Here is a 22,235-nt window from a genome sequence, read left to right as displayed (position 1 = left end):
CTGGAAAGGATGAAATGACGCTCGCGAGGTGGACGATGCTGCGAGCGACGTGAATTAGCCACGGAGAATTCATTTGCTATCGTCCATGATTAAGCGCAGCTTGGACATCTCGGCAGCCATGGAACGGGCGCTGCTGATTGAAGCTGTTAGCTTCGCCCTGACCGAAAGGAGGACAAGATGTCTTCCACGATCGACACCACCAATCTCTCCGCCAAAGACCTGAAGATGCTTAACGGGGTGCTCGCTAGCTGCGGCTACAGCGACAACATATCGGGGAGCCTGACAGATGAACTGAATGTCGCCTGCAAGTTGATAATCAGGCTCTTCCACCAAGGCATTCGTGAACCTGCGCACCTAGCTGGCGCTTTGCATCGAAACTTCGGTAAACCCTTGGCAGCGCTGAACTCGATTTACGTGAAGGGCCTGCATCGATATGCAATCCAAGGCATAACACCACTGAGGGGCCGCCGCGTTCACACAAATCCTCCCTCTGCTGGACACGCCTCCATCATTGTAGATCGGTGACTGGGGCCGAACTCCTGCTCTGGCCTAACGGTCGATTGTTAACCGCGCGGAGATTCTCAGATATTTCGGGCGCTGATCGATGCTGTTAGCGGATTGTCTTCCTTCAGGGCCCTTATTCCTGTGTGGGCCTAGGGGCTCGTCGCTCACCCCGCGATGAGCCTCTGATGCTTCCGCACCCCTCACAGGTGAAGGGTGGTGGGGCTGGCACAAAGCATCAGCGAGACGCCAAATCCTCCGATTTCCCTCACCTCACCCCTTCTCCGCTTTTGCAGCTTGTAAACCTGCGGCATTCTTTGCTAGCAGAGGCGACCGTTTTTAGCCCCGCCTTTGTGGCGCCTTCCCCGGGAAGGCAAGGAAAGTGACATGCCAGATCTGCTCCTAGAACTCCGCTCCGAAGAGATCCCGGCCCGCCTGCAGCGCAAGGCTGCCGGCGACCTGAAGAAGCTCGTGACCGATGCGCTTGTCGAGGCAGGACTTTCATACGAGGGTGCGCGCGAATACTGGACGCCGCGCCGGCTGACGCTCGACATCCGCGGCCTGACGGCGCGCTCCGCCGACGTGCGTGAAGAGAAGAAGGGCCCGCGCACCGACGCCAACGAGAAGGCGATCGAAGGCTTCCTGCGCGGTGCCGGCCTGTCTTCCATTTCCGAGGCGCAGGTCCAGAGCGACCCGAAGAAGGGTGATTTCTACATCGCCATCATCTCCAAGCCCGGCCGCGCCGCCGAAGAGATCATCAGTGATGTGATGCCCGGCATCATCCGCGATTTCCCCTGGCCGAAGCCGATGCGCTGGGGTGCTGCCTCCGCACAGCCGGGCTCGCTGCGTTGGGTTCGCCCGCTGCAGTCGATCGTCTGCACCTTTGGAACCGAGCATGAGGAAACCGCCGTCATCCCCTTTGCGATCGATGGCATCGTTGCCTCCAACGTGACCTACGGCCATCGCTTCCATGCGCCGGGTGCCATCACCGTCAAGCGCTTCGACGATTACGTCGCGAACCTCGAAAAGGCGAAGGTCATCCTGGATGGCGAGCGCCGCAAGGACATCATCCTGCACGATGCCCGCGATGTCGCGTTTGCGAACGGGCTGGAGCTGGTTGAGGATGAGGGCCTGCTCGAAGAGGTTTCCGGGCTTGTCGAATGGCCGCAGGTGCTGATGGGCAGCTTCGAGGAGGATTACCTCTCGATTCCGGCTGAAATCATCCGCCTGACGATCAAGACGAACCAGAAATGCTTCGTCACGCGCCCTGTTGGCGGCGACACGCTGTCGAACAGGTTCATCCTCGTTTCCAACATCGAGGCGAGCGACGGCGGCAAGGAAATCATTCACGGCAACGGCAAGGTCGTGCGCGCACGCCTGTCCGACGCGCTGCATTTCTGGAAGCGCGACCAGGGCAACCTGCCGGACCTGCAGCTGCTCGAAAGCTCTGCCGCCAAGTTCAGTCTCGACCTGAAGAAGCCGCTCGACCAGCGCATGGCGAAGCTCGATGCGCTGAACGTGACGTTCCATGCCAAGCTCGGCACGCAGGGCGAACGCGTCGAGCGCATCCGCGCCATGGCTGCGAAAATCGCCTTCCCCGCCGGCGCCGATTACAAGCTCGTCGACCGCGCCGTCGTGCTTGCCAAGGCTGACCTTCGTACGGAAGCAGTCGGCGAGTTTCCGGAACTGCAGGGCGTGATGGGGCGCAAATACGCCATTCTGCAAGGCGAAGAGGACGTGGTCTCGACCGCCATCGAGGAGCACTACAAGCCGCAGGGACCGTCGGACAGGGTTCCCGAGGACAAGATAGCGATCACGGTCGCGCTGGCCGACAAGCTGGACACGCTGATCGGGTTCTGGGCTGTCGACGAGAAGCCGACTGGCTCGAAGGATCCGTTTGCGCTGCGCCGCGCGGCACTCGGCGTCATCCGCATCATTCTCGAGCGCGGCGTCCACGTAACTCTGCTTCCGCGCATCGTCAGCCATATGGCCCGCATCGACATGGACACCGGCAGCACGGTCGCGACCGACGACATGTCACGACAGCTCGATCTGCTCTCGTTCTTCCACGACCGCCTGAAGGTCTACCTTCGCGATCAGGGCGCACGTCACGATCTCATCGATGCCGTGCTCACACCTGAGACCGACGACCTGCGCATGGTTGCCCGCCGTGTCGAGGCACTGACGGCCTTCATCACCTCGGAAGACGGCAAGAACCTGCTGGCAGGCACCAAGCGTGCGACACAGCTGCTTGCCGCCGAAGAGAAAAAGGGCACGGTCGTTGCCGACGGCGTTTCCGATGCGCTGTTGAAGCTCGACGCCGAAAAGGAACTCTACGCAGCCATCACCAAGGCTTCGGCAGAGGCTTCCGCTGCCGTCGGGACGGAAGACTTCCGCTCGGCCATGGAAGCGCTCTCGAAGCTGCGCGCGCCGGTCGACCGTTTCTTCACCGACGTGCTGGTCAACGACGAAGACGCGGCCATCCGCGCCAATCGTCTGGCCCTGCTGCGGCTTATCCGCGAGGCAACCGGCACCGTAGCCGACTTCTCCAAGATCGCGGGCTGATCAACGACGCCAGCGTGCGCTCGCGCGGACGCTGGCGAGACGATCTTTCGAGTGCTCCTCAGCTCATGACGCCGAGCGTTGCGGCGGCAAGCACGCCGTAGCGCACCGTCTTGGCGATGGTCACGAGCAGCAGGAACATCGGAAACGGCTCGCGCAGCACGCCGGCGACGATCGTGATCGGATCGCCTATGATTGGCATCCAGCTCAGAAGCAGCGACCACTTTCCATAGCGGCGATACCAGCCCTGCGCCTTGTCGAGCGCCGGCTGGCTGACGGGAAACCAGCGCTTGTGGCGAAATCGCTCAATGCCGAGACCAAGCAGCCAATTGACGGTCGAGCCAAGGACGTTGCCCATTGTGGCAACCGCGATCAGGGCGAGAACGGGATATCGTTCTGTGACGATGAGGGCGACAAGGCCGGCTTCCGACTGCATCGGAAAGATCGTCGCTGCCACAAAAGCCACCAGGAAAAGGCCGCCATAGACCGCAAGATCGGTCATGACCTGTCCATGCCCATGCTTTGCCGCACCCTGCTACCTTTCAACACATCCCAATGCGGACTGGAACTATCACGTCCCTGGGGCTATGCCAAAGCCATGAACAAGATTCTGGTCAGCGCCTGCCTCATGGGCCATGCCGTCCGCTATGACGGGCAGGCAAAGCCCCTCCTCCATCCCGCGATTGCTCGCTGGATCAAGGAAGGGCGTCTGGTGACGATCTGCCCGGAGATGTCTGCGGGAATGCCGGTGCCGCGGCCGCCCGCCGAGATCGAAGGCGGGGCTGATGGCGAGGATGTGCTTGGAGGCACGGCCCGCGTCGTTGAAATCACCGGCGGCGACGTAACGGACGAGTTTATGCAGGCAGCCAGGAACGCCTTGACGCTCGCCAGCGAAACCGGCTGCCGCTACGCACTCCTCATCGACGGCAGCCCCTCCTGCGGCTCGGGCTTTGTCAATGACGGCACGTTCTCGGGGCAGAAGCTCGCAGGCAATGGCGTGACGGCAGCGCTTCTCAAGCAGGCCGGCATTGCCGTCTATTCGGATCGCAATGTGGAAATGCTGGTTGCCCGGCTTGCGGCCGACGAGGCAGACACGGCCTGCTGAGCAACCGACAGACCCTTTCAACGCAAAACGGCCGCCGGATCGCTCCGGCGGCCGTTTTCATATTCGGTCCCTGACCTCAGGCGGCGCGACGGACCTGCGCGCCATACTCCTGCCCACCGCCGACGCGGAAGCCGCGGATGAGGTTGAGGAGTTCGTCGGTATCGCTGGCGAGCGACTCGGCCGACGCAGTGGTTTCTTCCGCCATGGCAGCGTTCTGCTGGGTGGCAGCATCAAGCTGGTTCATCGAGGACGAGATCGATCGCAGCGTCGTGTCCTGCTCGGAGGCGCTGTGGGCGATCTTGGCAACGATTTCGTTGGCCGCCTTGATCTGATCCGAGATGCGCTTCAGCGCCTCGCCGGCTTCGCCGACCAGACGGACACCCTGATCGACCTGACCGGACGAGCGGGCAATCTGATCCTTGATCTCCTTGGCGGCTGCAGCCGAGCGCTGAGCGAGCTCGCGGACTTCCTGTGCAACGACCGCGAAGCCCTTGCCGGATTCGCCTGCACGCGCAGCTTCGACGCCGGCGTTCAGCGCCAGCAGGTTGGTCTGGAAGGCGATGTCGTCGATGACGCCGATGATCTTGCCAATCTCGGAGGACGACTTCTCGATGCCGCTCATCGCCTCGATCGCTTCGGAGACGACCGCATCGCTGCGGCTTGCCTCGCCGCTGACGGCTTCGACGCGCTTGCTGGCTTCATGGGCACCTTCGGCGGTCTGGCGGACGGCAACGGTCAGTTCGTCGAGAGCCGCCGAGGTTTCTTCCAGGCTCGCGGCCTGACGCTCGGTGCGCTGCGACAGATCGTTGGAGGCGCGACGGATCTCTTCCTTGCTGACAGCGATATCGCCACCCTTGGCGCTGACCTTCGACATCGCGGCTTCGAGGTGCGACAGGGCATCGTTGAAGTTGTCGCGGAGCGCTGCGTATTTCTGGCCGAGATCGGCACAGCGAACAGTCAGGTCGCCACGTGCGATCTGCTCCAGCGCATGGCCGATGGTCGAGACGACGTGGGTCTGGGCGGTGGCTTCATCGCGCTGCAGCCGCTGGCTGTTTTCGCGTTCGCCGTCGAGGGCCATCTGCTGGGCAGCCTCGCGCTCGGACATGGCGTGGCGTTCCTTAACCTTCTGCTGCAAGGACTGCGTTGCCTTGGCCATCATGCCGACTTCGTTTTTCATGTCGGCATGCGGAATGACGAGCGTGACGTTTTCGTCGGCCACGGCTTCGAGAGCCTGGTGGACGTCCTGCAGGGGCTTGGAGATGCCGCGGATGAAATAGAAGGCGGCGCCGACGCCGGCAACGGCGATGACGGCACAGGCAATGAGAGCCTTCCAGATCGCAGCGTTGATCTGCGCCTTGAGGTCGTCGAGATAGACGCCGCTGGAGACGACCAACTGCCATGGCTCGAATGCCTGGGAGTAGGACCCCTTCTCGAACAGCGCGTCGGCGGGCTGGCCGGGCTTGCTCCAGTAGTAGATGGTGCGGCCGCCGCCGGCCCTGCCCTTGGCCACCATGTCCTTGCTGAAATAGGTGCCGTTCTGGTCAACCTGGGCGCTCATGTCCTTGCCGATATTGACCGGGCTCGGATGGAAGCGCTGGACGACGCCATAGTCGTAGCCGAAGAGGTAGCCGGCCGGCTCGAACTTGACCTTCGAGAGAATCTTGAACGCTTCGGCCTGCGCGGCCTCATGCGTCATCTCGCCGGACTTTTCGCGCTGATAATAGGCATCGAGAACCGAAATGCCGGACTCGACCTGGGTGCGCAGGAGATCGAAGCGATCGTCGTAGATCGCCTGCGATGTCGTTTTGATCTGGAAATAGGTGGCAATGGCGAAGGCCGCCATGAGAACGCCCACGAGGGCGAACAGTTGATGGGCAATCTTAAGCTTCTTCATGAATGTCTCGCAAAACGGTGAGTTCGGCAATTCCGGATCGGTAAACTCCCGACCTCCGCGCTGAACGGCGCTTCGCGACGACCATCATGTGTCCTCCGGCCCTAACCGTTAGAGTTAGAGTGAAGGAATTAACAATTGCCAAGTGATGGCGGCGCAAAGGAATATCAAATATAATCAGTGCTTTCTTGCAGTCTGGGCAGATTTTCAACCACTCTCGCGCCCGCAGGTTGAAAGCCTCGACAGAAGGCACGTTGTCCGTTTTCCGTCGGCCACGGTTGGGCTATATTTCAAGCATGGTTGATGCATCGCATGCCTTCGGTGAATTCGTGCTGGATCCCGGCTGCGGCCTGCTGCGGAACGGGCGGGCGATTGCGCTCGGCCAACGCGGCATCGCGCTCCTCGAAGCGCTTCTCGAGGAGCGCGGCAGCATCGTTTCCAAGGACGCACTGATGGAGCGCGTCTGGCCGGGAATTACCGTCGAGGAGAGCAACCTGACCGTCCAGGTGGCAGCCTTGCGCAAGGCGCTTGGCCAGGCACCGAACGGGCAGGAATGGATCGCGACGGTGCCACGCGTCGGCTACCGCTTTCTCCGCGCGACGACGACGCAAGCGAACGTCGCGGAATTGCGCCCGACGCTCGCCGTCCTCCCCTTCAGCAATCTCAGCGGCGATCCCAAACAGGACTATTTTGCCGACGGGATCGTCGACGACATCATTGCAGCTCTCAGCCGGTTCCGAAGCTTTGCAGTGGTCGCCCGTGACTGCTCCTTCGCCTATAAGGGCAGCGGCATCGACGTGCGCAGGATCGCGGCGGAGCTTGGCGTCCGCTACGTGCTGGAGGGCAGCATCCGGCAGTCGGGCAACCGGCTGCGGATCGTCGCCGAACTCGTCGAGGGACAGGGCGGCACCCACATGTGGGCGCAGACCTTCGACGGCACACTGGACGAGATATTCGACTTTCAGGATCGCATTACCGAGCGCGTCGCAACGCTGATCGAACCGCTGATCCAGACAGCCGAGATCGAACGATCGCGGCGGGAACGGCCCGGCAGTGTCGCCGTCTACGACATCTACCTGCAGGCGCTGGCGAAGATCTCGACCGAGATCGAAAGCGACAATGCGGCTGCTTACGCGCTGCTCATGCAGGGGCTCGCGGCCGAGCCAGACAACGCGCAGCTGCTTGCGCAGGCGACATGGGCGCTTGAGCATCGCTATACGATGGGCTGGCCGGCGCTCACCGATGACGACGTGCAGACCTGTGCTGCACTGGCACGGCGGGCGCTGGAGCACGGCGCCGGCGACGCGATGGTTCTCGCCCATTGCGGTGTCGCCCTGATGCAGACGGTGAAGGACTACGATTGGGGTCTCGCGGTTCTGCAGGCGGCGGCGGAGTCCAATCCCAACAATCCGATGGCCGTCGTCAGAGCGGGTGTCGGCCATCTTCATTGCGGCAATGTCGACGATGCGCTCAGCCACTTCCACCGTGCCAACCGCTTCATCCCCGGCGATCGCGGCGCGCACTTCTCGCTGTGCGGCATCGCGCATGCCCATGTCGTACGCGGCGAGTACGACGAGGCCCTGTACTGGGCCTCAAGGGCGCTGGCCAGCAATCCGAATTTCGAGGCCACCCTGTGGGTTCTGATTGCTGCAAGCGCGCATCTTGGACGCATGGAGGAAGCTCATCGTTATCTCGCGGCGTTGAGACGGCTGACGCCCGATATCACGCTCGATCGCATCCGCGCCGGCCAGGCCGGCAAGTACCCGGATCGCATCGAAGGCGTGCTCGACGGCCTGCGGATGGCGGGTGTTCCCGAACGCTAGTTTCGGATCGTTTCGGAACTTTTCCCGAGCGCTTCAGGACCGGAACGTCGTGATGAGAGGAGACTGCACCCCACAGCAAACTGCATGTGGGAGACGGACATGATTACCACGCTGACCATCCTGTCCCTGGATCAAGGGCGCATCTATTCCCCTCCACCGGAACCGATTGCCGATCTGACGCCTTTCGAGAATGACGCAGCAGTTGCCGCAGCGCCGGAGATCAAGCGACGTTCAGTTTGGTCGAACACGTTGCGCGGAGTGCAGACACTTGGCCAGCTGCTGTCACCGACCTTCGGAGGCGGCCCCTTCGGCAAGGCACACTAGAGACGAAAAATGCGCCCCTGCTTCTCTCAGGGACGCATTTATCCACCACGGGGGTGGACCCCGGTCGACCGAAACTTTGGTCGGGCTGGGGCAGGGAACTGGAAATCAGGGCCGAAGCTCAAACTTGGAAACGTCGAGCGGCGCCGTTTGTTCCATCGGTGCACCCGCCACGCCTGCCGTAACCGGCTTGGCGTCACCGCCAACGACCGCAGCCGTCGTCGAGGCACGGTCAATGTTGTCGGCGGGTTGCGTTGCCGCGGTCATGGACTCGGTGGGAGCCTTGGTTACGAAAACGACCGGCGAACCGCCCATCCAGCCTTCAGTACGGTAGAGCTTCTTCTGGCCATCGACGTCGCGAATTTCCGAGGATTGCAGCGAGCCGTTCGCAAGCGTCGGGACGGTGTAGTCCTTCTTGCGCTCGGCGGACACAAGCGGCGGGCAGCTTTGGCAGCTTTCCTGGCTGATGCTCCCGCCATTGATGCGCGTATCCTTGCCGACGACCTCGATCGAGGAGGCAAAAGCAGAGCCTGCCGCAAACACAGCTACCGCACCCAAAATGACCTGACGCATGGAACTCTCCGTCTCACGTTGAGAAGAGATTAGCGCGGCTTTGTTTCCATCCCGTCAGGGGAAAGGGTAAAAATTTAGAGAACTGACCCGATTTCGGGTTTGCTCACGCTTTTTCGCGCTTGATCGCCTGCCAGCCGATATCGCGGCGGCAGAAACCATTGTCCCATTCCACCTTGTCGAGCAGGGCATAGGCGCGGGTCTGGGCTTCACCGACGGTCTTGCCTGATGCTGTGACGTTCAACACGCGGCCGCCGGTCGCGACCAGTCCGCCATCCTTCAGGGCTGTGCCGGCATGGAACACCTTGGCGCCCTCGCCCGCTTCGGGAATAGAGTTGATCGGCGTGTTCTTGTCGTAGCTTCCAGGATAGCCCTTCGATGCCATGACGACCGTCAGCGCCGGATCGTCGCTCCACTCGGCCGTGACCTTATCCAGCGTGCCGGTTGCCGTCGCATAGAGGATCGGCAGCAGGTCGCTCTTCAGGCGCATCATCAGCACCTGGCATTCGGGATCACCGAAGCGGACGTTGTATTCGATCAGCTCCGGGCCCTTCTTGGTGATCATCAGGCCGGCGAAGAAGACGCCGGAGAAGGGATAGCCGCTTTCGGCCATGCCGCGCATGGAGGGCTCAATGATTTCCTTCATCGTGCGCTCGACCATTTCCGATGTCATGACGGGAGCCGGCGAATAGGCGCCCATGCCGCCGGTGTTCGGGCCGGTATCGCCCTCGCCCACACGCTTGTGGTCCTGCGCGGTCGCAAGAGCCAACGCGTGCTTGCCGTCGCTCAGGCAGAAGAAGCTTGCTTCCTCGCCATCGAGATAGGCCTCGACCACGACTTCTGCACCGGCGGCGCCGAACGCGCCTTCGAAGCAATCGTCGACGGCGGCGAGCGCCTCATCGACGGTCATTGCGACGGTCACACCCTTGCCGGCTGCGAGGCCATCGGCCTTGACGACGATCGGGGCTCCCTGCTCGCGGATATAGGCCTTGGCCTTCGGAGCATTGTTGAAACGCTGGTAGGCGCCGGTCGGAATATCGTAGCGGGCACAGATGTCCTTGGTGAACCCCTTGGAGCCTTCGAGCTGGGCGGCGGCGGCAGACGGACCGAAGACGGCGAAGCCTTCGGCGCGTAGCCGGTCGGCGATACCTGCGACCAGTGGCGCTTCCGGGCCAACGACGATGAAGTCGATTGCCTTGTCCTTGCAGAAAGCAATGACGGCGGCGTGGTCGTCGACATCAACAGGAACCAGCGTCGCGTGTTCGGCAATGCCGGGGTTTCCGGGGGCGGCGTAGAATTCCGTCATGAGAGGCGATTGCGCCAGTTTCCAGGCCAATGCGTGCTCGCGTCCGCCCGATCCGATCAACAGAACCTTCATGCCCGTCCCTTTCGCGTTTCCGTCTGGCGGTTAAGGGCAGTGGGCGCAAAGGTCAAGCAAGAATGCTCGACCGGGGTCAAGCAGAATGCTCGCCTGGGAGATGAACGAGGAGGTTTACCAGCCACCGCCACCGCCACCGCCGCCACCGCCGCCGGAGAAGCCGCCACCGCCCCCACTGCCACCGGAAAAGGCGGAAGAGGAACTGGGCGGCGGGCTTGGCAGCGTAGAGGCGATGGTTGAGGCCATGGACGACGAGAAGCCGCCGATGCGGTCGGAGAAATTGCCGCCGCTGAAGTTGCCGGAATACCAGCCTGGATGATAGGCGGCAGCGCCGGCCACGCCAGCCGCCGCAGCGGCAAGCCATAGCTCGAAGGTCCGGCTCCACGGTTTCTCGACGCCGAGTGCCACGGCATAGGGCAGCAGCTTTTCGAAATGTTGCGGCGACATTTCGGGCGCACCCGCCATGTTCATGCGGTCCTTTTCGGCCAGCGTCAAATACTGGCGCAGGCCGTCGATGCCATCCATCAGCTTCGCGCCAAGCGGCGTCGGCGCTCCCATGATGAAGACATAGAGCACGTTCAGCAACACGATGCCGCCGATCGCAAACAGCATCGGCGTCTCGTGGAGCTCCATCAACGACGAGAACAGGGCGAGCCCCAGGCTGGAGAGAATGCTGAAGCCGATGAAGGCCACGATGGCGATCGAGATCACCGCGACGATCTTGCCGCCCAGCGAACCGCCTGGGCGAAACGACTTGGCGATATTGCCGATGAAGATCGAGACGAAAACGGTCACGATGATGGGGATCACCATCAGGGCGATCGCATCGGGTTCCAGCGTGCCGAAGACGAAGAGCCCGACCAGCGCCGCGGCGCTCAGGACGAGGCCGCCGACGGTATAGCCGGCATTGGCATTGTAATACTTGCCGCGGTGCTCGCGTTCGATAGCCGAGCGGAAGCCTTCGCCAACCGATTTCACGCGCTGGCCGTTCGCCTTGTCGATGGTGAGCGATCCCTTGGCTCCGACTGAATTCAGCAGGCTCGCCTCCCCCGCTTCCAGCTTTTGCTTGCCGACGGGCTTGTCGGTGCGGCGGATGATGATCGAGTTCTTCAGGTCCTCAAGCACGACATAGCCGCGCACCGCGAGATTGAGGGCCGTGGCCGACAGCGCCGTCCAGCCCTGACCGGAGAAGCCCCTGTTGTCGATATAGTTCACCAGCGCCGGCGAAATGCCATCAGGCGGATCCCAGCGCGGCACGATGACGCCGCGCGCCGGATCGCGGCCGACCTTCAGCCATGAGCGTGTATAGTAGAGGAAGACCAGGATCAGGCCGCCGAAGCCGATGAGATAGTCGCGATTGTCGCTCAGCCACCAGCGCTTGGTGTCAGCGTCGCTCGGCGGATCGATCGATCCCTTCAGCATCTTGACCGCGATCGTCAATCCTTCACCGGCATCGAGAGGCTGTGTGGCTGTAAACACAAGGCGATCGCCGCTTGTGGAGACACGGGCGTTCCGGTCCGTGGAGCCAAGCGGGCCGGTGAAGAAGGCCGTGTCGATCGAACGCACGCCCTCGGGCAGCTTGACGGAGGCCGTCGCTGCCATGATCGGAAAGATCCAACCGTTGCCGGTGACGTTCCAATAGAGTTCGTCGTGGTCGGGGAAGTAACGGATCTCCCGATTCGTGCGGTAGCTGATCTCGTACCGATGCTGGCCATAGCTCAGCATGACGTCTTCCGACCCGGCGTAAATACGAATACCGCCGCTGATGCTCTCGGTGTGCCACGGCTCGTCGCGCCCGTCACGCTTGACCGAGACGACGTCGAAATCAACGCGGATGGTCCGGCCGTCGGCGTTCTTCAGCGTCAGCGGGAAATCGCGAAAGATGCCGCGCCGGATGCGATTGCCCTCGGCATTGACGGATATCGTTTCCGTCACCGTCATCGAACCGCTCTTGTCGAGCACGATGTCGGAGGCGAAGGAATTGATGACCTCTCTGGCGAGAGACGGGCCAGCGGCAAGCATCAGGAACAGTGCGAAGCAAAAACCGAGAAGCCGCCGGATCATTCCATTCCCCCGCCCGCGGCTTCCCGCCGCCTCAGATAGTGTCAGTCCTCATCCGCGTAGGTCACACCGAGCCCCGCCAGCGTCCGCCAATAGGACGGGAAGGTCTTGCCGACGCAATCCGGATCCAGAATGGTGATGCCGTCGATCTTCAGGCCGGCGAGCGCGAAGCTCATGGCGATGCGGTGATCGGCGAAGGTGTCGATATCGGCGGGCAAATGCTGGCCGACCAATGCAGGGTCGGATGCAACGATCAGATCGTCGCCATCCTCGGTCGCGAGCCCCTGACGGATGTTGTTAAGGCCGGTCGAGACGGCGCGGATGCGGTCGCATTCCTTGACGCGCAGGTTGGCGATGCCGGTGAAGCGCACCGGTGTTTCGTTGAAGGCGGCCAGCACGGCGATGGTCGGCACAGCGTCCTGCATCTGCGAGCCGTCGATTTCGGCGGGCAGGTGTGGGAACTGCCTGATGACGTCATATGCCTTGGCATCCGGCTGGGTGAAATCCTCGTTGGCGACGCCGAGGTCGATCGCGCCCTTGGTCAGCACTTCGGCGGCCCAGAGATAGGTGGCGGCGGAAGCGTCCGGCTCGACGACGAAATCGGTGGCGGTGTAACCGGTCGGCTCGATCACCCACGAGGACGGCGTCGGCTGCATGACCTTGGCGCCGAAGGCACGCATGGCTGCCAGCGTCAGGTCGATGTAGCCGCGTGCGCCGATATCGGCACCGGCAAGTTCGATCGTGAACGGCTCGGAACCGCAGGCAGCCGCCATCTGCAGGGCGGAGACATACTGGCTGGAGAGGCCGGCATCGATGACGACCTTGTTGCTGGCGAAGCGGCCGTTAGCGTCGATCGTGACGGGCGGGCAACCGGTGGGTGCCTCGATCGCGACACCGAGCGACTTCAGGGCATCGACCAGCGGCTTGATCGGGCGCTTGCGCATATGCTCGTCACCATCGACGACATAGCGGCCATTGCCGAGCGCAAGTGCTGCCGTCAGGAAGCGTGTGGCGGTACCGGCATTGCCGAGGAAGAGCGGTGCGGCGGGAGCCTTGAGTTCACCGGAACTGGTGACAACGAAGGTCGTCGCATCGGGCTCGTCCACCGTCACGCCCATGGCGCGCAGGGCTTCCGCCATATAGCGCGTGTCGTCGCTCTTGAGCGCCCCGGTCAGGCGGCTGGTGCCCTTGGCGAGACCGGCCAAAAGCAGCGCGCGGTTGGTGATCGACTTCGAGCCGGGAGGTACGGCGCGACCGGAAAGCGGCTTCGCCGCCGGGATGATGGTGAGCTTGTCTTTACTCATTACCTTGTCTTTTCCGTCTTTGCGCAACGGGCCATGTCAGGCCACGGTCATGCCCTGCTCATAGCAGTTTTTACGCAAAGGCAAATGGCGGATGTCAGAACTTTACCGTCGGGACAGCGCGATCGGCTTCGTTGGTGATCTCGAAATACTCCCGCTTCTGGAATCCGAACTGGCCGGCGACCAGATTGGAGGGGAAGCTCTCGACCTTGACGTTGAGATCGCGGGCCGCGCCATTGTAGTAGCGCCGCGCCATCTGGATCTCGCTTTCCATCGTCTCGAGTGAGGACTGCAGCTCGCGGAAATTCTCGTTGGCCTTCAGGTCGGGATAGGCTTCGGCAAGCGCCATGACGCGCCCGAGAGCAGCGCCGAGCAGACCTTCCGCCTGCGCGCGGCCGGCCACATCGCCCGTCGGCACAGCCTGTGCCTGGTTCCGCAGCTTGACCACCTCTTCGAGCGTGGTCTTTTCGTGGGTGGCGTAGCCCTTTACCGTCTCGATCAGGTTGGGGATGAGGTCGGCGCGGCGCTTCAGCTGCACATCGATGCCGGACCAGGCTTCCTCGGCCATCTGCCGGGCGCGGACGAGGCCGTTGTAGATGACGACGGCATAGAGCGCGATAAGGACGATAAGGCCTAAAATAATATACATTCGCAAATCCCCCACAGCGACCGAAAGTATGCCGGAAGACTAAGCGGGTTACCGCAGATTGTCATCCCGCATTTAGGGCATCTTCAGGAGGTCAATACCAACGGGGTAGTCAAAAATCACGATACCGCTGCCAGCGCCAAAGCCCTATCTTCTGTCTTGCCCGCTGCAACAGGCGAGCATCAGAAACTTGCGACGAGGATCATTCAGACCATGAGCGCAGTCATTTTCCTGCTCAACGCACTGGCTATCGTATCGTACTTCTTCGTTCAGAGCGCGGCTCGCCCGGTAGAGCGCCGCGTCGAAGTCAGGAACGACGAACGTCGCTGACTTCAGCGCTTCAAGCGGCAGTCTTCGCCAGGTTCACACCACCCGCATCCGTCAAAAGGAAGGCCTCACCGCAGGCCTTTGCCAGCGTCCGCACGCGCAGAATATAGCTTTGGCGCTCGGTGACCGAGATGACGCCGCGGGCATCCAGCAGGTTGAAGACGTGTGACGCCTTGATGCACTGGTCGTAGGCCGGGAAAACGCACTTATGCAGCTTCTGGTTATCGCTGTCGCCGGGAGCGCCGGCGGCGAGAAGCGCCTGGCATTCCTTTTCGGCATCGATGAAGTGGCGATGCAGCATCTCGGTGTTGGCAAATTCGAAGTTGTGGCGTGAATATTCCTGTTCGGCCTGCAGGAAGACGTCGCCATAGCTGATCTTCTCGTCGCCTTCGCGCCCGTTGAAGTTCAGGTCGTAGACGTTGTCGACACCCTGGACATACATCGCAAGACGCTCGAGACCGTAGGTGAGCTCGCCCGCAACAGGCGAGCATTCGATGCCGCAGACCTGCTGGAAATAGGTGAATTGCGAGACTTCCATGCCGTCGCACCAGCACTCCCAGCCGAGACCCCAGGCGCCGAGCGTCGGGCTTTCCCAGTCGTCTTCGACGAAACGGATGTCGTGCAGCAACGGATCGAGGCCGATCGCGGCCAGCGAGCCGAGATAGAGTTCCTGCAGGTTCGGCGGGTTCGGCTTCAGGATCACCTGATACTGATAATAGTGCTGCAGGCGGTTCGGGTTCTCACCGTAGCGGCCATCCGACGGACGACGCGACGGCTGCACATAGGCAGCCTTCCACGGCTTGGGCCCGAGCGCACGCAGCGTCGTCGCAGGATGGAATGTACCGGCGCCGACCTCCATGTCGTAGGGCTGCAGCACCGCACAACCCTTGTCCGCCCAGTAGTTATGGAGCGTCAGGATCAGCGCCTGGAAAGAGCGCTTCGGGTTCATGTGGTCGGGGATTGCAGCAGACATGGAACGGCTTCCGAATTCGTACAAAAGTGGGCGGACAGGTGCCACGCCGCGCCAGACGGGTCAAGGCTTTTGCGGCCCTACTCTTCCTCGTCCTTCTTCAGATGGTATTCGCCCGTTACCGGATCCTTGACCAGCGTGCCGATGGCGCCGGTCTGGCGCTCCTTTTCCGCACGGCGCGATCGTGAGGCCAGCTTTTCCGCCTCCGCCACGAAGCGCCGGTACAGCAGCCATGCGCCGACGACCAGCAGACCCATGATTATCAGTTGTGGCATAGGCCTGTCTTGCTCCCCCTCAGAAACCGTAGCGGCTCCACAATGCCTTCTCTTCGGCAGTTTCCACAAGTCCCGCCGCGAGGCCTGTCGCCGCCGCTTCCAGCGACCCCGATGCTACCCCAGGAATGCGGCGTCCGAAAAGGCCGCGGGCCGGCGTCACCAGCGCAAGTTTTGTCTTCGAGCCGTAGCGCCGCTTCAATTCCTGCCGCATGTCGCCAAGGCCGTCGATCAGACCGAGTTCGAGGCCGCGCGTGCCGGTCCAGAAGAGACCCGAGAACACGGTCTCGTCGTCCTTGAGCTTGCCGGCGCGGCGTTCGCGGACCATCGAAATGAAGACCTGATGGATTTCGAGCTGCAGGGTCTTCAGATACTCGATGTCCTTTTCCTTCTCCGGCTGGAACGGGTCGAGGATCACCTTGTTCTCGCCTGCGGTATAGACGCGCCGCTCGACGCCGATCTTCTTCAGGAGTTCCGGAAAGCCGAAGCCACCGGAGACGACACCGATCGAGCCGACGATCGAGGTGGGGTCGGCAATGATCTCATCGCCGGCAAGGGCAATCATGTAGCCGCCTGATGCAGCCACGTCCTCGACGAAGACAAGCACTTTCTTCTGCTTTTCACGCGCGAGATCACGGATACGGCTGAAGATCAGGCGCGACTGGACAGGCGAGCCGCCGGGTGAATTGATCGAGATCGCCACCGCCGGCGCATCCTTGAATTCGAACGCCTTCTCCAGCACCTGCGCCGTCGAGGCGAGGTTCAAGGCCGGCCGAAACTGGCTGCCACCGCTCATGATCGCGCCCTGCAGGCGGACCACCGGGATCACGACGCCGTCCTTGCGGAAGCGCTTCGGCATCAGCTTTCTCAAAAATCCGGCCATTTCTATTCCTTCGTACAGGCTGCGTGAAACGTCACTCCCATGTATGCGTCGGAACGACAAACGCAATGGGGGCTGGCGCAAAACACCAGCGCGGCAACTTTCTTGTTGCGAATGACTTGCATTATCATTCTAATCAGCCATATTGACTTTCGTTATCAACAGGCAGTTGTTTTCATGGACGTAATAAATCCGAAGGCCAGGACAGGCTGGCGCCACGAGCGCGAAGAAGCATCGATGGCCGATGTCTACCGCTCGATCGGCACACGCAAGGGAGCGTCGCGTTGGCGTCGCATCGCGGCATTTCTCGGGCCAGGCTATCTGGTCGCCGTCGGCTATATGGATCCCGGCAATTGGTCGACCTCGCTCGCCGGCGGGTCCAAGTTCGGATACACGCTTCTGGCAGTCGCACTGCTCTCCAATATGATGGCGATCGTGCTGCAGTCGCTCTGCGCCCGTCTCGCGATCGGTTCCGGCCGCGATCTCGCGCAGGCTTGTCGCGACGCGTTCCCGCGCTGGGTGTCGATCCCGCTCTGGCTGTTTGCCGAAATCGCCATCATCGCGACCGACATCGCCGAGGTGATCGGCACCGCGATCGGCCTCAACCTGCTGTTCGGCATTCCGCTCGAGCTTGGCGTACTGATCACCGCGCTCGACGTCTTCCTCATTCTCTATCTGCAGAAGGTCGGATTCCGCTGGGTCGAGGCTTTCGTCATTGCGCTGCTCGGGATCATCACCGTCTGTTTCGGCGTGCAGATCTTCATGGCCGACCCGCAGTGGGGCGAGGTCATCCGCGGCTTCTTCCCGACCACGGAGATCGTCTCCAATCCGGAGATGCTCTATCTCGCCCTCGGCATCCTCGGCGCGACCGTGATGCCGCACAATCTCTACCTGCATTCCGGCATCGTCCAGACCCGCGACTACGGACATACGTTGCCCGAGAAGCGCGAGGCGCTGACCTTTGCGACGATCGACTCGACTGTCGCGCTCTGCTTTGCGCTGCTGATCAACGCCTCGATCCTCATCCTGGCTGCGGCAGCCTTCCATGCCCACGGACGGACTGACGTTGCCGAACTCGGCGAGGCCTCATCGCTGCTGGCGCCGCTTCTCGGCCTTGCGCTTGCCCCGACGCTATTCGGTATTGCCCTGCTCTGCTGCGGCCTGAACTCGACGGTCACGGCGACGATGGCCGGACAGATCATCATGGAAGGCTTCCTGAAGATCCGGCTGCAGCCCTGGGTACGGCGCCTGATTACCCGTGCCATCGCCATCATCCCCGCGGCATTCGTGACGATCTGGTACGGCGATGCCGGTACGGCCGAGCTGCTGATCCTGACGCAGGTCGTGCTCAGCCTGCAGCTTTCCTTCGCGGTGTTCCCGCTGGTCATGTTTACCGCCAGCAAGGCGAAGATGGGCGAGCTCGTGGCGCCGCGCTGGCTGTCCGCCATCGCCTACACGATCGCGATCGTCATCGCGGGACTGAACGTCAAGCTGCTGTTCGACTTCGTGGTTGGCTGAGCAGATCAGCGACGTGAATAGGCGGCCCGACCATTGTTGAGGTCGTCGACGAAGGGGGAGAATTTATGCGTACCCTCTTCGTGCATGATCAGCGGCGCGCGGAATGAGAGCCGCGCGCGCGATCCCTTGATCGCCGTGACGAGAATACGAACGGCGTTTTCACCCTGACGCGGGTGAATGGCTGTAACCTCGATGCCTCCGAACCGGCGGCCACAGGCATCGATGATCTCGGCGATCGATTCCGGCCGCGCAATCAGCGACAGTTGCCCTCCGGGGATCATGATGGCGCCTGATGTGCGCAGCCAGCTTTCGAACAGATCTTCCGTCATCGCATGCGCTTCGGCCTTCAAGGCATCCGGCGTCTTTCGGTCGCCCGCGTCATTGAATGGCGGGTTCATGATGACGTGATGGAAGCTTTCGTCGAGCAGGCCAGCGTCATTGCGCGCCTTGGCCTTCAGCGTCACATCCGCCTCGACAACGGTGACGCGCGCTGCCAGATGCGCGTTCTCAGGCAGAAGCGCGCTGCGACGCGCATAATCCGCCATCTCGCCCGATCGCTCGAACAGGGTGACGTCCGCTGCCGGTAACCGCGAAGCCACCGCAAGACCCGCCGCCCCGCACCCGCTCCGAGATCGGCAACCCTGATCGGCCGATCGTCTGCCACGAGGGCTGCGAGAAGCATCGCGTCCATGCCGGACCGATGCCCACGGCCTTTCGGCTGGATCACATGGAAGAGACCGCGATGAAAGGCATCGACCGTTTCGGCCACCGGCAGATCAGCCATAGCGATCATTTCGCCTGACGCAATTCGTTGCCGAGGCCAGCATCGACGAGAATGCGCCGCGCCTGGTCGGCGCGTTCGTCATCGACCAGCAGCCGACGTGGCAGCATGCCGAGCGAGCCTTCGAGAATGCTCATGCCCTGATCGGCGATCAGGCAGTGAATACCGGCATCCTTCAGAAGGCTTTCCGCGAAGGACAGCAGCACGGGATCGTTGGCGCGGATAAGTTCATGCATTTGCCGTGAAATCCCTTTCAAATTTGCGCGACGCGACATTTCACCTCTTGCCGCGCCATCCGGCCCTTTCTATTGTCAAATTCAATGAAAGAACAGGAGTCCGGGTCGTTGGGCGTGGTCATACCGCTTGAAGAAAGCAAAAACAAACTGGCATCCGTCAAGCCACTGGTGGATTTGACCAAAGCGGATATGGAACGGGTCAACCAGTTGATCCTGTCGAAGGCCGGTTCCGACGTCCAGATGATTCCGGAGGTAGCGAACCACCTGATTTCGTCTGGCGGCAAGCGTTTGCGTCCGATGCTGACGCTCGCCTCCTCGGTTCTGTTTGGCTACAAGGGTGAAAATCACATCAAGCTCGCGACCTCGGTCGAGTTCATGCATACCGCGACGCTGCTGCACGACGATGTCGTGGACGAAAGCGACCTTCGCCGCGGCAAGTCCACCGCCCGCACGATCTGGGGTAACCAGGCAAGCGTTCTCGTCGGCGACTTCCTGCTCGGCCAGGCGTTCCGCATGATGGTCGATGTCGGCTCGCTCGACGCGCTCGATGTTCTCTCGGGTGCCGCCTGTGTCATCGCGGAAGGCGAAGTGCTGCAGCTTTCCGTTGCCAAGAACATGGAGACGACCGAGGACGATTATCTCGCGGTCATCCGCGCCAAGACGGCAGCGCTTTTCGCAGCCGCTGCCGAGGTCGGGCCGATCATCGCCGATGCCGGCAAGTCCGGGCGCAATGCCATGAAGTCCTATGGTATGAACCTCGGGCTCGCATTCCAGCTGGTCGACGATGCGCTTGACTACGGTGGCAAGGCCGCCGACCTCGGCAAGAACGTCGGCGACGACTTCCGCGAAGGCAAGATCACGCTTCCGGTCATCCTGGCCTACCGCCGCGGCACCGAGGAAGAACGCGCCTTCTGGCGGGATGCGATCGAAGGTGGAAACGGCAGCGACCAGAATCTTGAGAAGGCTCTCGGTCTGATCACGAAGTATGGTACACTGAATGACACGATCGCCCGGGCGGTTCATTACGGGACGATAGCGCGGGACGCTCTCGCGCCTCTGCCCGATACGGCATGGAAATCTGCCCTGATGGAAGTCATCGACTTCTGCATCGAGCGCGTCAATTAACCGACGATCGTTGTTTGCGGCTGAATTTCTTGCGGGGCTGCTTCAAAAAAGCCATCCTGCCGTGAATCAGTCTTCGCAACTGATTTGGCAGCCGGACAAGATCCGCTGCCCTGGAAGAAAGGTTTTCTAATGCGGCGGAAATTTGCCATTCGTCTTCTTTCGAGCGCGGCGTTGGCGGCGGTGTTGTCGCTTGGCGTGCTCGGCGGCGCAAATGCCGAAGACGCGGTCAAGACCGACGACGCCAGCAGCACCGTACATTTCGACCCAGACAGCGTCACGACCTTTTCCGGCGCCTTGCTTGCCGCGCGTACCGCCGATGTCGACCACGACTACGACACAGCGATCGAGCTCTACAAGAAAGCCCTGCAGATCGAACCGGGCAATCCTGAAATCCGCCAGCGCCTGATGATCTCGCTGCTGCTCAACGGCAATATCAAGGACAGCGTCAAATACGCCAACGACCTGAAGAACGATCCGAGCATCGAACGGCTCGCCACGATCGTTCGTGGTGCCGATGCGCTGCGCCGCGGCGAGTACAAGTCGGCCGAAACGATCCTGAAGACCACGGGGCCGACCGATCTCGACCGCGTCATGAACGACCTGATGGCTGCCTGGGCCCGCCTCGGCGCCGGCAAGGGCAAGGACGCGCTGGCGCTGGTCGAAAAGATGAAGGGCCCGGACTGGCTCAACATCTTCCAGAACTACAATGCCGGAGCGATTGCCATCGTGAACGGCGACGTGAAGTCGGCTCGTCGCCATCTCAACGATGCCGTGCTCGACAAGGATGGTGCGGCGACCGCACCTGACACATTCGTCCGCGCCGTTATCGCGCTGGCACGGCTCGAGGCTTCGCAGGGCAACAAGCAGAAGGCGCTCGACGCCGTCTCGGTTGGCGAAAACCTTTTGCCGAATTACGCGCCACTTAACGCGCTGCGCCAGAGCATCAACGGCGACCAGAAGGAACAGCAGCAGATCCTGACCGCCAAGCAGGGTGCTGCCGGTGTGCTGTTCTCGTTTGCCGGCGCGCTCAACCGTGACGGCGCCGAAGATATCGTATCGCTCTACCTGCAGATCGCACGCAGCCTCGATCCCGATAGCGCCGACGCGCTGGTCATGCTCGGCGGCATTGCCGAGAAGCAGAGCCAGGTCGATCGCGCGATCGCGATCTACAAGGAAGTGCCTGACAATTCGCCGATGAGCCGCATCTCCGAGCTGCAGCTCGGGCTGGCGCTCGCCGAGGGCGGCAAGGTCGAAGAGGCCCGCAAGCACCTGCAGGGCCTGATCGAGTCGGACCCCAAGGACATCCGCAGCTATCTCGCGTACGGCAGCGTCCTTTCCGACGCCAAGGACTACAAGGCGATGGCTGAGAATTACGACAAGGCCGTCGACGCCATCGGCCCGCTGCCGGGCAAGAATGCCTGGACCGTCTTCTTCCAGCGCGGCATCGCCTACGAGCGCCTGAAGCAGTGGGACAAGGCAGAACCGAATTTCCGCAAGGCGCTGGAACTCAACGCGAACCAGCCGCAGGTCCTGAACTACCTCGGATATTCCTGGATCGACATGAACAAGAACCTCGACGAGGGGTTGACGATGATCAAGAAGGCCGTCGAGCTGCGCCCCGACGACGGCTACATCATCGACTCGCTCGGCTGGGCCTATTTCCGTCTCAACCGCTTCAACGACGCGGTGGACGAACTGGAGAAAGCGGCACAGATCAAGGCCGGCGACGCGACGATCAACGACCATCTGGGCGATGCTTACTGGCGCGTCGGTCGCAAGCTCGAAGCCGTCTATCAGTGGAACCGTGCGCTGGCTTCCGAGCCGGAGGCAGCCGAGATCCCGAAGATCAAGGACAAGATCACCAACGGCTTGCCGGACCAGAGCGAGAACCCTAAGGCCGCCGACAAGAAGCAGCCGGATCCTGCGCCGATCGAACCGAAGCCGGTGGACAAGAAGTCCTGACGCCT

General features: G+C 61.9%; 19 protein-coding genes and 1 pseudogene. 8 read left to right on the top strand and 12 right to left on the bottom strand.

The annotated features are described in order from the left end of the window. Positions 1 to 177 precede the first annotated feature (177 nt). The gene (locus tag FZ934_RS01545) at positions 178 to 525 is read left to right on the top strand and encodes a hypothetical protein (protein WP_153269621.1); all 348 of its coding nucleotides are present in this window, start codon (positions 178 to 180) and stop codon (positions 523 to 525) included. Between the two features lie 363 nt (positions 526 to 888). Next, a complete protein-coding gene (gene glyS, locus FZ934_RS01540) occupies positions 889 to 3,066 on the top strand; it encodes a glycine--tRNA ligase subunit beta (protein WP_153269620.1) in 2,178 nt (725 codons plus the stop codon). A 58-nt stretch (positions 3,067 to 3,124) separates the two neighbouring features. Here the strand turns inward: glyS and FZ934_RS01535 are convergent, their stop codons facing one another. Beyond that, entirely contained in the window at positions 3,125 to 3,565 is a 441-nt protein-coding gene (locus tag FZ934_RS01535) for a YqaA family protein (protein ID WP_153269619.1), read from the bottom strand. A 96-nt stretch (positions 3,566 to 3,661) separates the two neighbouring features. Between FZ934_RS01535 and FZ934_RS01530 the strand changes: the two genes are divergently transcribed. Next, entirely contained in the window at positions 3,662 to 4,168 is a 507-nt protein-coding gene (locus tag FZ934_RS01530) for a DUF523 domain-containing protein (RefSeq protein WP_153269618.1), read from the top strand. Positions 4,169 to 4,244: 76 nt separating this feature from the next. Here FZ934_RS01530 and FZ934_RS01525 read toward each other — a convergent pair whose 3' ends face one another. Further along, complete coding sequence (locus FZ934_RS01525) at positions 4,245 to 6,062, bottom strand: methyl-accepting chemotaxis protein (protein ID WP_153269617.1); 1,818 nt, start codon at positions 6,060 to 6,062, stop codon at positions 4,245 to 4,247. Positions 6,063 to 6,355: 293 nt separating this feature from the next. On the opposite strand from FZ934_RS01525, the gene FZ934_RS01520 reads away from it, so the two are divergent. Together FZ934_RS01520 and FZ934_RS01515 are read left to right on the top strand one after the other, a co-directional pair. Then, positions 6,356 to 7,882, top strand: coding sequence for a winged helix-turn-helix domain-containing tetratricopeptide repeat protein (locus FZ934_RS01520; RefSeq protein WP_153269616.1), 1,527 nt, complete (start codon positions 6,356 to 6,358; stop codon positions 7,880 to 7,882). Between the two features lie 99 nt (positions 7,883 to 7,981). Further along, complete coding sequence (locus FZ934_RS01515; RefSeq protein ID WP_153269615.1) at positions 7,982 to 8,206, top strand: hypothetical protein; 225 nt, start codon at positions 7,982 to 7,984, stop codon at positions 8,204 to 8,206. A 105-nt stretch (positions 8,207 to 8,311) separates the two neighbouring features. On the opposite strand, the gene FZ934_RS01510 is transcribed toward FZ934_RS01515, so the two are convergent. From FZ934_RS01510 to FZ934_RS01475, 8 genes are all read right to left on the bottom strand, one after another. Further along, complete coding sequence (locus FZ934_RS01510; protein ID WP_153269614.1) at positions 8,312 to 8,776, bottom strand: plant virulence effector HPE1-like domain-containing protein; 465 nt, start codon at positions 8,774 to 8,776, stop codon at positions 8,312 to 8,314. Between the two features lie 103 nt (positions 8,777 to 8,879). Further along, the gene (gene purD, locus FZ934_RS01505; protein ID WP_153269613.1) at positions 8,880 to 10,151 is read right to left on the bottom strand and encodes a phosphoribosylamine--glycine ligase; all 1,272 of its coding nucleotides are present in this window, start codon (positions 10,149 to 10,151) and stop codon (positions 8,880 to 8,882) included. Positions 10,152 to 10,265: 114 nt separating this feature from the next. Further along, complete coding sequence (locus FZ934_RS01500) at positions 10,266 to 12,215, bottom strand: DUF2207 domain-containing protein (RefSeq protein ID WP_153269612.1); 1,950 nt, start codon at positions 12,213 to 12,215, stop codon at positions 10,266 to 10,268. A gap of 41 nt (positions 12,216 to 12,256) precedes the next feature. Next, a complete protein-coding gene (locus FZ934_RS01495) occupies positions 12,257 to 13,516 on the bottom strand; it encodes a 3-phosphoshikimate 1-carboxyvinyltransferase (protein WP_153269611.1) in 1,260 nt (419 codons plus the stop codon). A gap of 94 nt (positions 13,517 to 13,610) precedes the next feature. Then, positions 13,611 to 14,162, bottom strand: a complete 552-nt coding sequence (locus FZ934_RS01490; RefSeq protein WP_153269610.1) for a LemA family protein — start codon at positions 14,160 to 14,162, stop codon at positions 13,611 to 13,613. A 337-nt stretch (positions 14,163 to 14,499) separates the two neighbouring features. Beyond that, positions 14,500 to 15,459, bottom strand: a complete 960-nt coding sequence (locus FZ934_RS01485; protein WP_113364347.1) for a glycine--tRNA ligase subunit alpha — start codon at positions 15,457 to 15,459, stop codon at positions 14,500 to 14,502. A 77-nt stretch (positions 15,460 to 15,536) separates the two neighbouring features. Next, entirely contained in the window at positions 15,537 to 15,731 is a 195-nt protein-coding gene (locus FZ934_RS01480) for a hypothetical protein (protein ID WP_153269609.1), read from the bottom strand. 19 nt (positions 15,732 to 15,750) lie between these two features. Beyond that, the gene (locus FZ934_RS01475; RefSeq protein WP_153269608.1) at positions 15,751 to 16,611 is read right to left on the bottom strand and encodes a S49 family peptidase; all 861 of its coding nucleotides are present in this window, start codon (positions 16,609 to 16,611) and stop codon (positions 15,751 to 15,753) included. Positions 16,612 to 16,785: 174 nt separating this feature from the next. Here FZ934_RS01475 and FZ934_RS01470 point away from each other — a divergent pair, with 174 nt between their 5' ends. Further along, the gene (locus tag FZ934_RS01470) at positions 16,786 to 18,126 is read left to right on the top strand and encodes an Nramp family divalent metal transporter (RefSeq protein ID WP_153269607.1); all 1,341 of its coding nucleotides are present in this window, start codon (positions 16,786 to 16,788) and stop codon (positions 18,124 to 18,126) included. A 5-nt stretch (positions 18,127 to 18,131) separates the two neighbouring features. Here the strand turns inward: FZ934_RS01470 and FZ934_RS01465 are convergent. Together FZ934_RS01465 and FZ934_RS01460 are read right to left on the bottom strand one after the other, a co-directional pair. Next, a pseudogene (locus tag FZ934_RS01465) lies at positions 18,132 to 18,910 on the bottom strand (tRNA1(Val) (adenine(37)-N6)-methyltransferase). A 5-nt stretch (positions 18,911 to 18,915) separates the two neighbouring features. After that, positions 18,916 to 19,143 carry a DUF2007 domain-containing protein gene (locus FZ934_RS01460; RefSeq protein WP_113364352.1) on the bottom strand — a complete coding sequence of 76 codons (228 nt, stop codon included), beginning with the start codon at positions 19,141 to 19,143 and terminating at the stop codon, positions 18,916 to 18,918. 108 nt (positions 19,144 to 19,251) lie between these two features. Here FZ934_RS01460 and FZ934_RS01455 point away from each other — a divergent pair, with 108 nt between their 5' ends. Together FZ934_RS01455 and FZ934_RS01450 are read left to right on the top strand one after the other, a co-directional pair. Continuing rightward, the gene (locus tag FZ934_RS01455) at positions 19,252 to 20,268 is read left to right on the top strand and encodes a polyprenyl synthetase family protein (protein WP_153269606.1); all 1,017 of its coding nucleotides are present in this window, start codon (positions 19,252 to 19,254) and stop codon (positions 20,266 to 20,268) included. A gap of 129 nt (positions 20,269 to 20,397) precedes the next feature. Beyond that, positions 20,398 to 22,230, top strand: coding sequence for a tetratricopeptide repeat protein (locus tag FZ934_RS01450; RefSeq protein ID WP_153269605.1), 1,833 nt, complete (start codon positions 20,398 to 20,400; stop codon positions 22,228 to 22,230). Positions 22,231 to 22,235: the final 5 nt, after the last annotated feature.

Origin of the sequence: Rhizobium grahamii (assembly GCF_009498215.1) — a bacterium.
Lineage (GTDB): Bacteria > Pseudomonadota > Alphaproteobacteria > Rhizobiales > Rhizobiaceae > Rhizobium > Rhizobium grahamii_A.
Note: the sequence above shows the minus strand (reverse complement) of the source record. Positions and strands in the feature narration are given on the sequence as shown.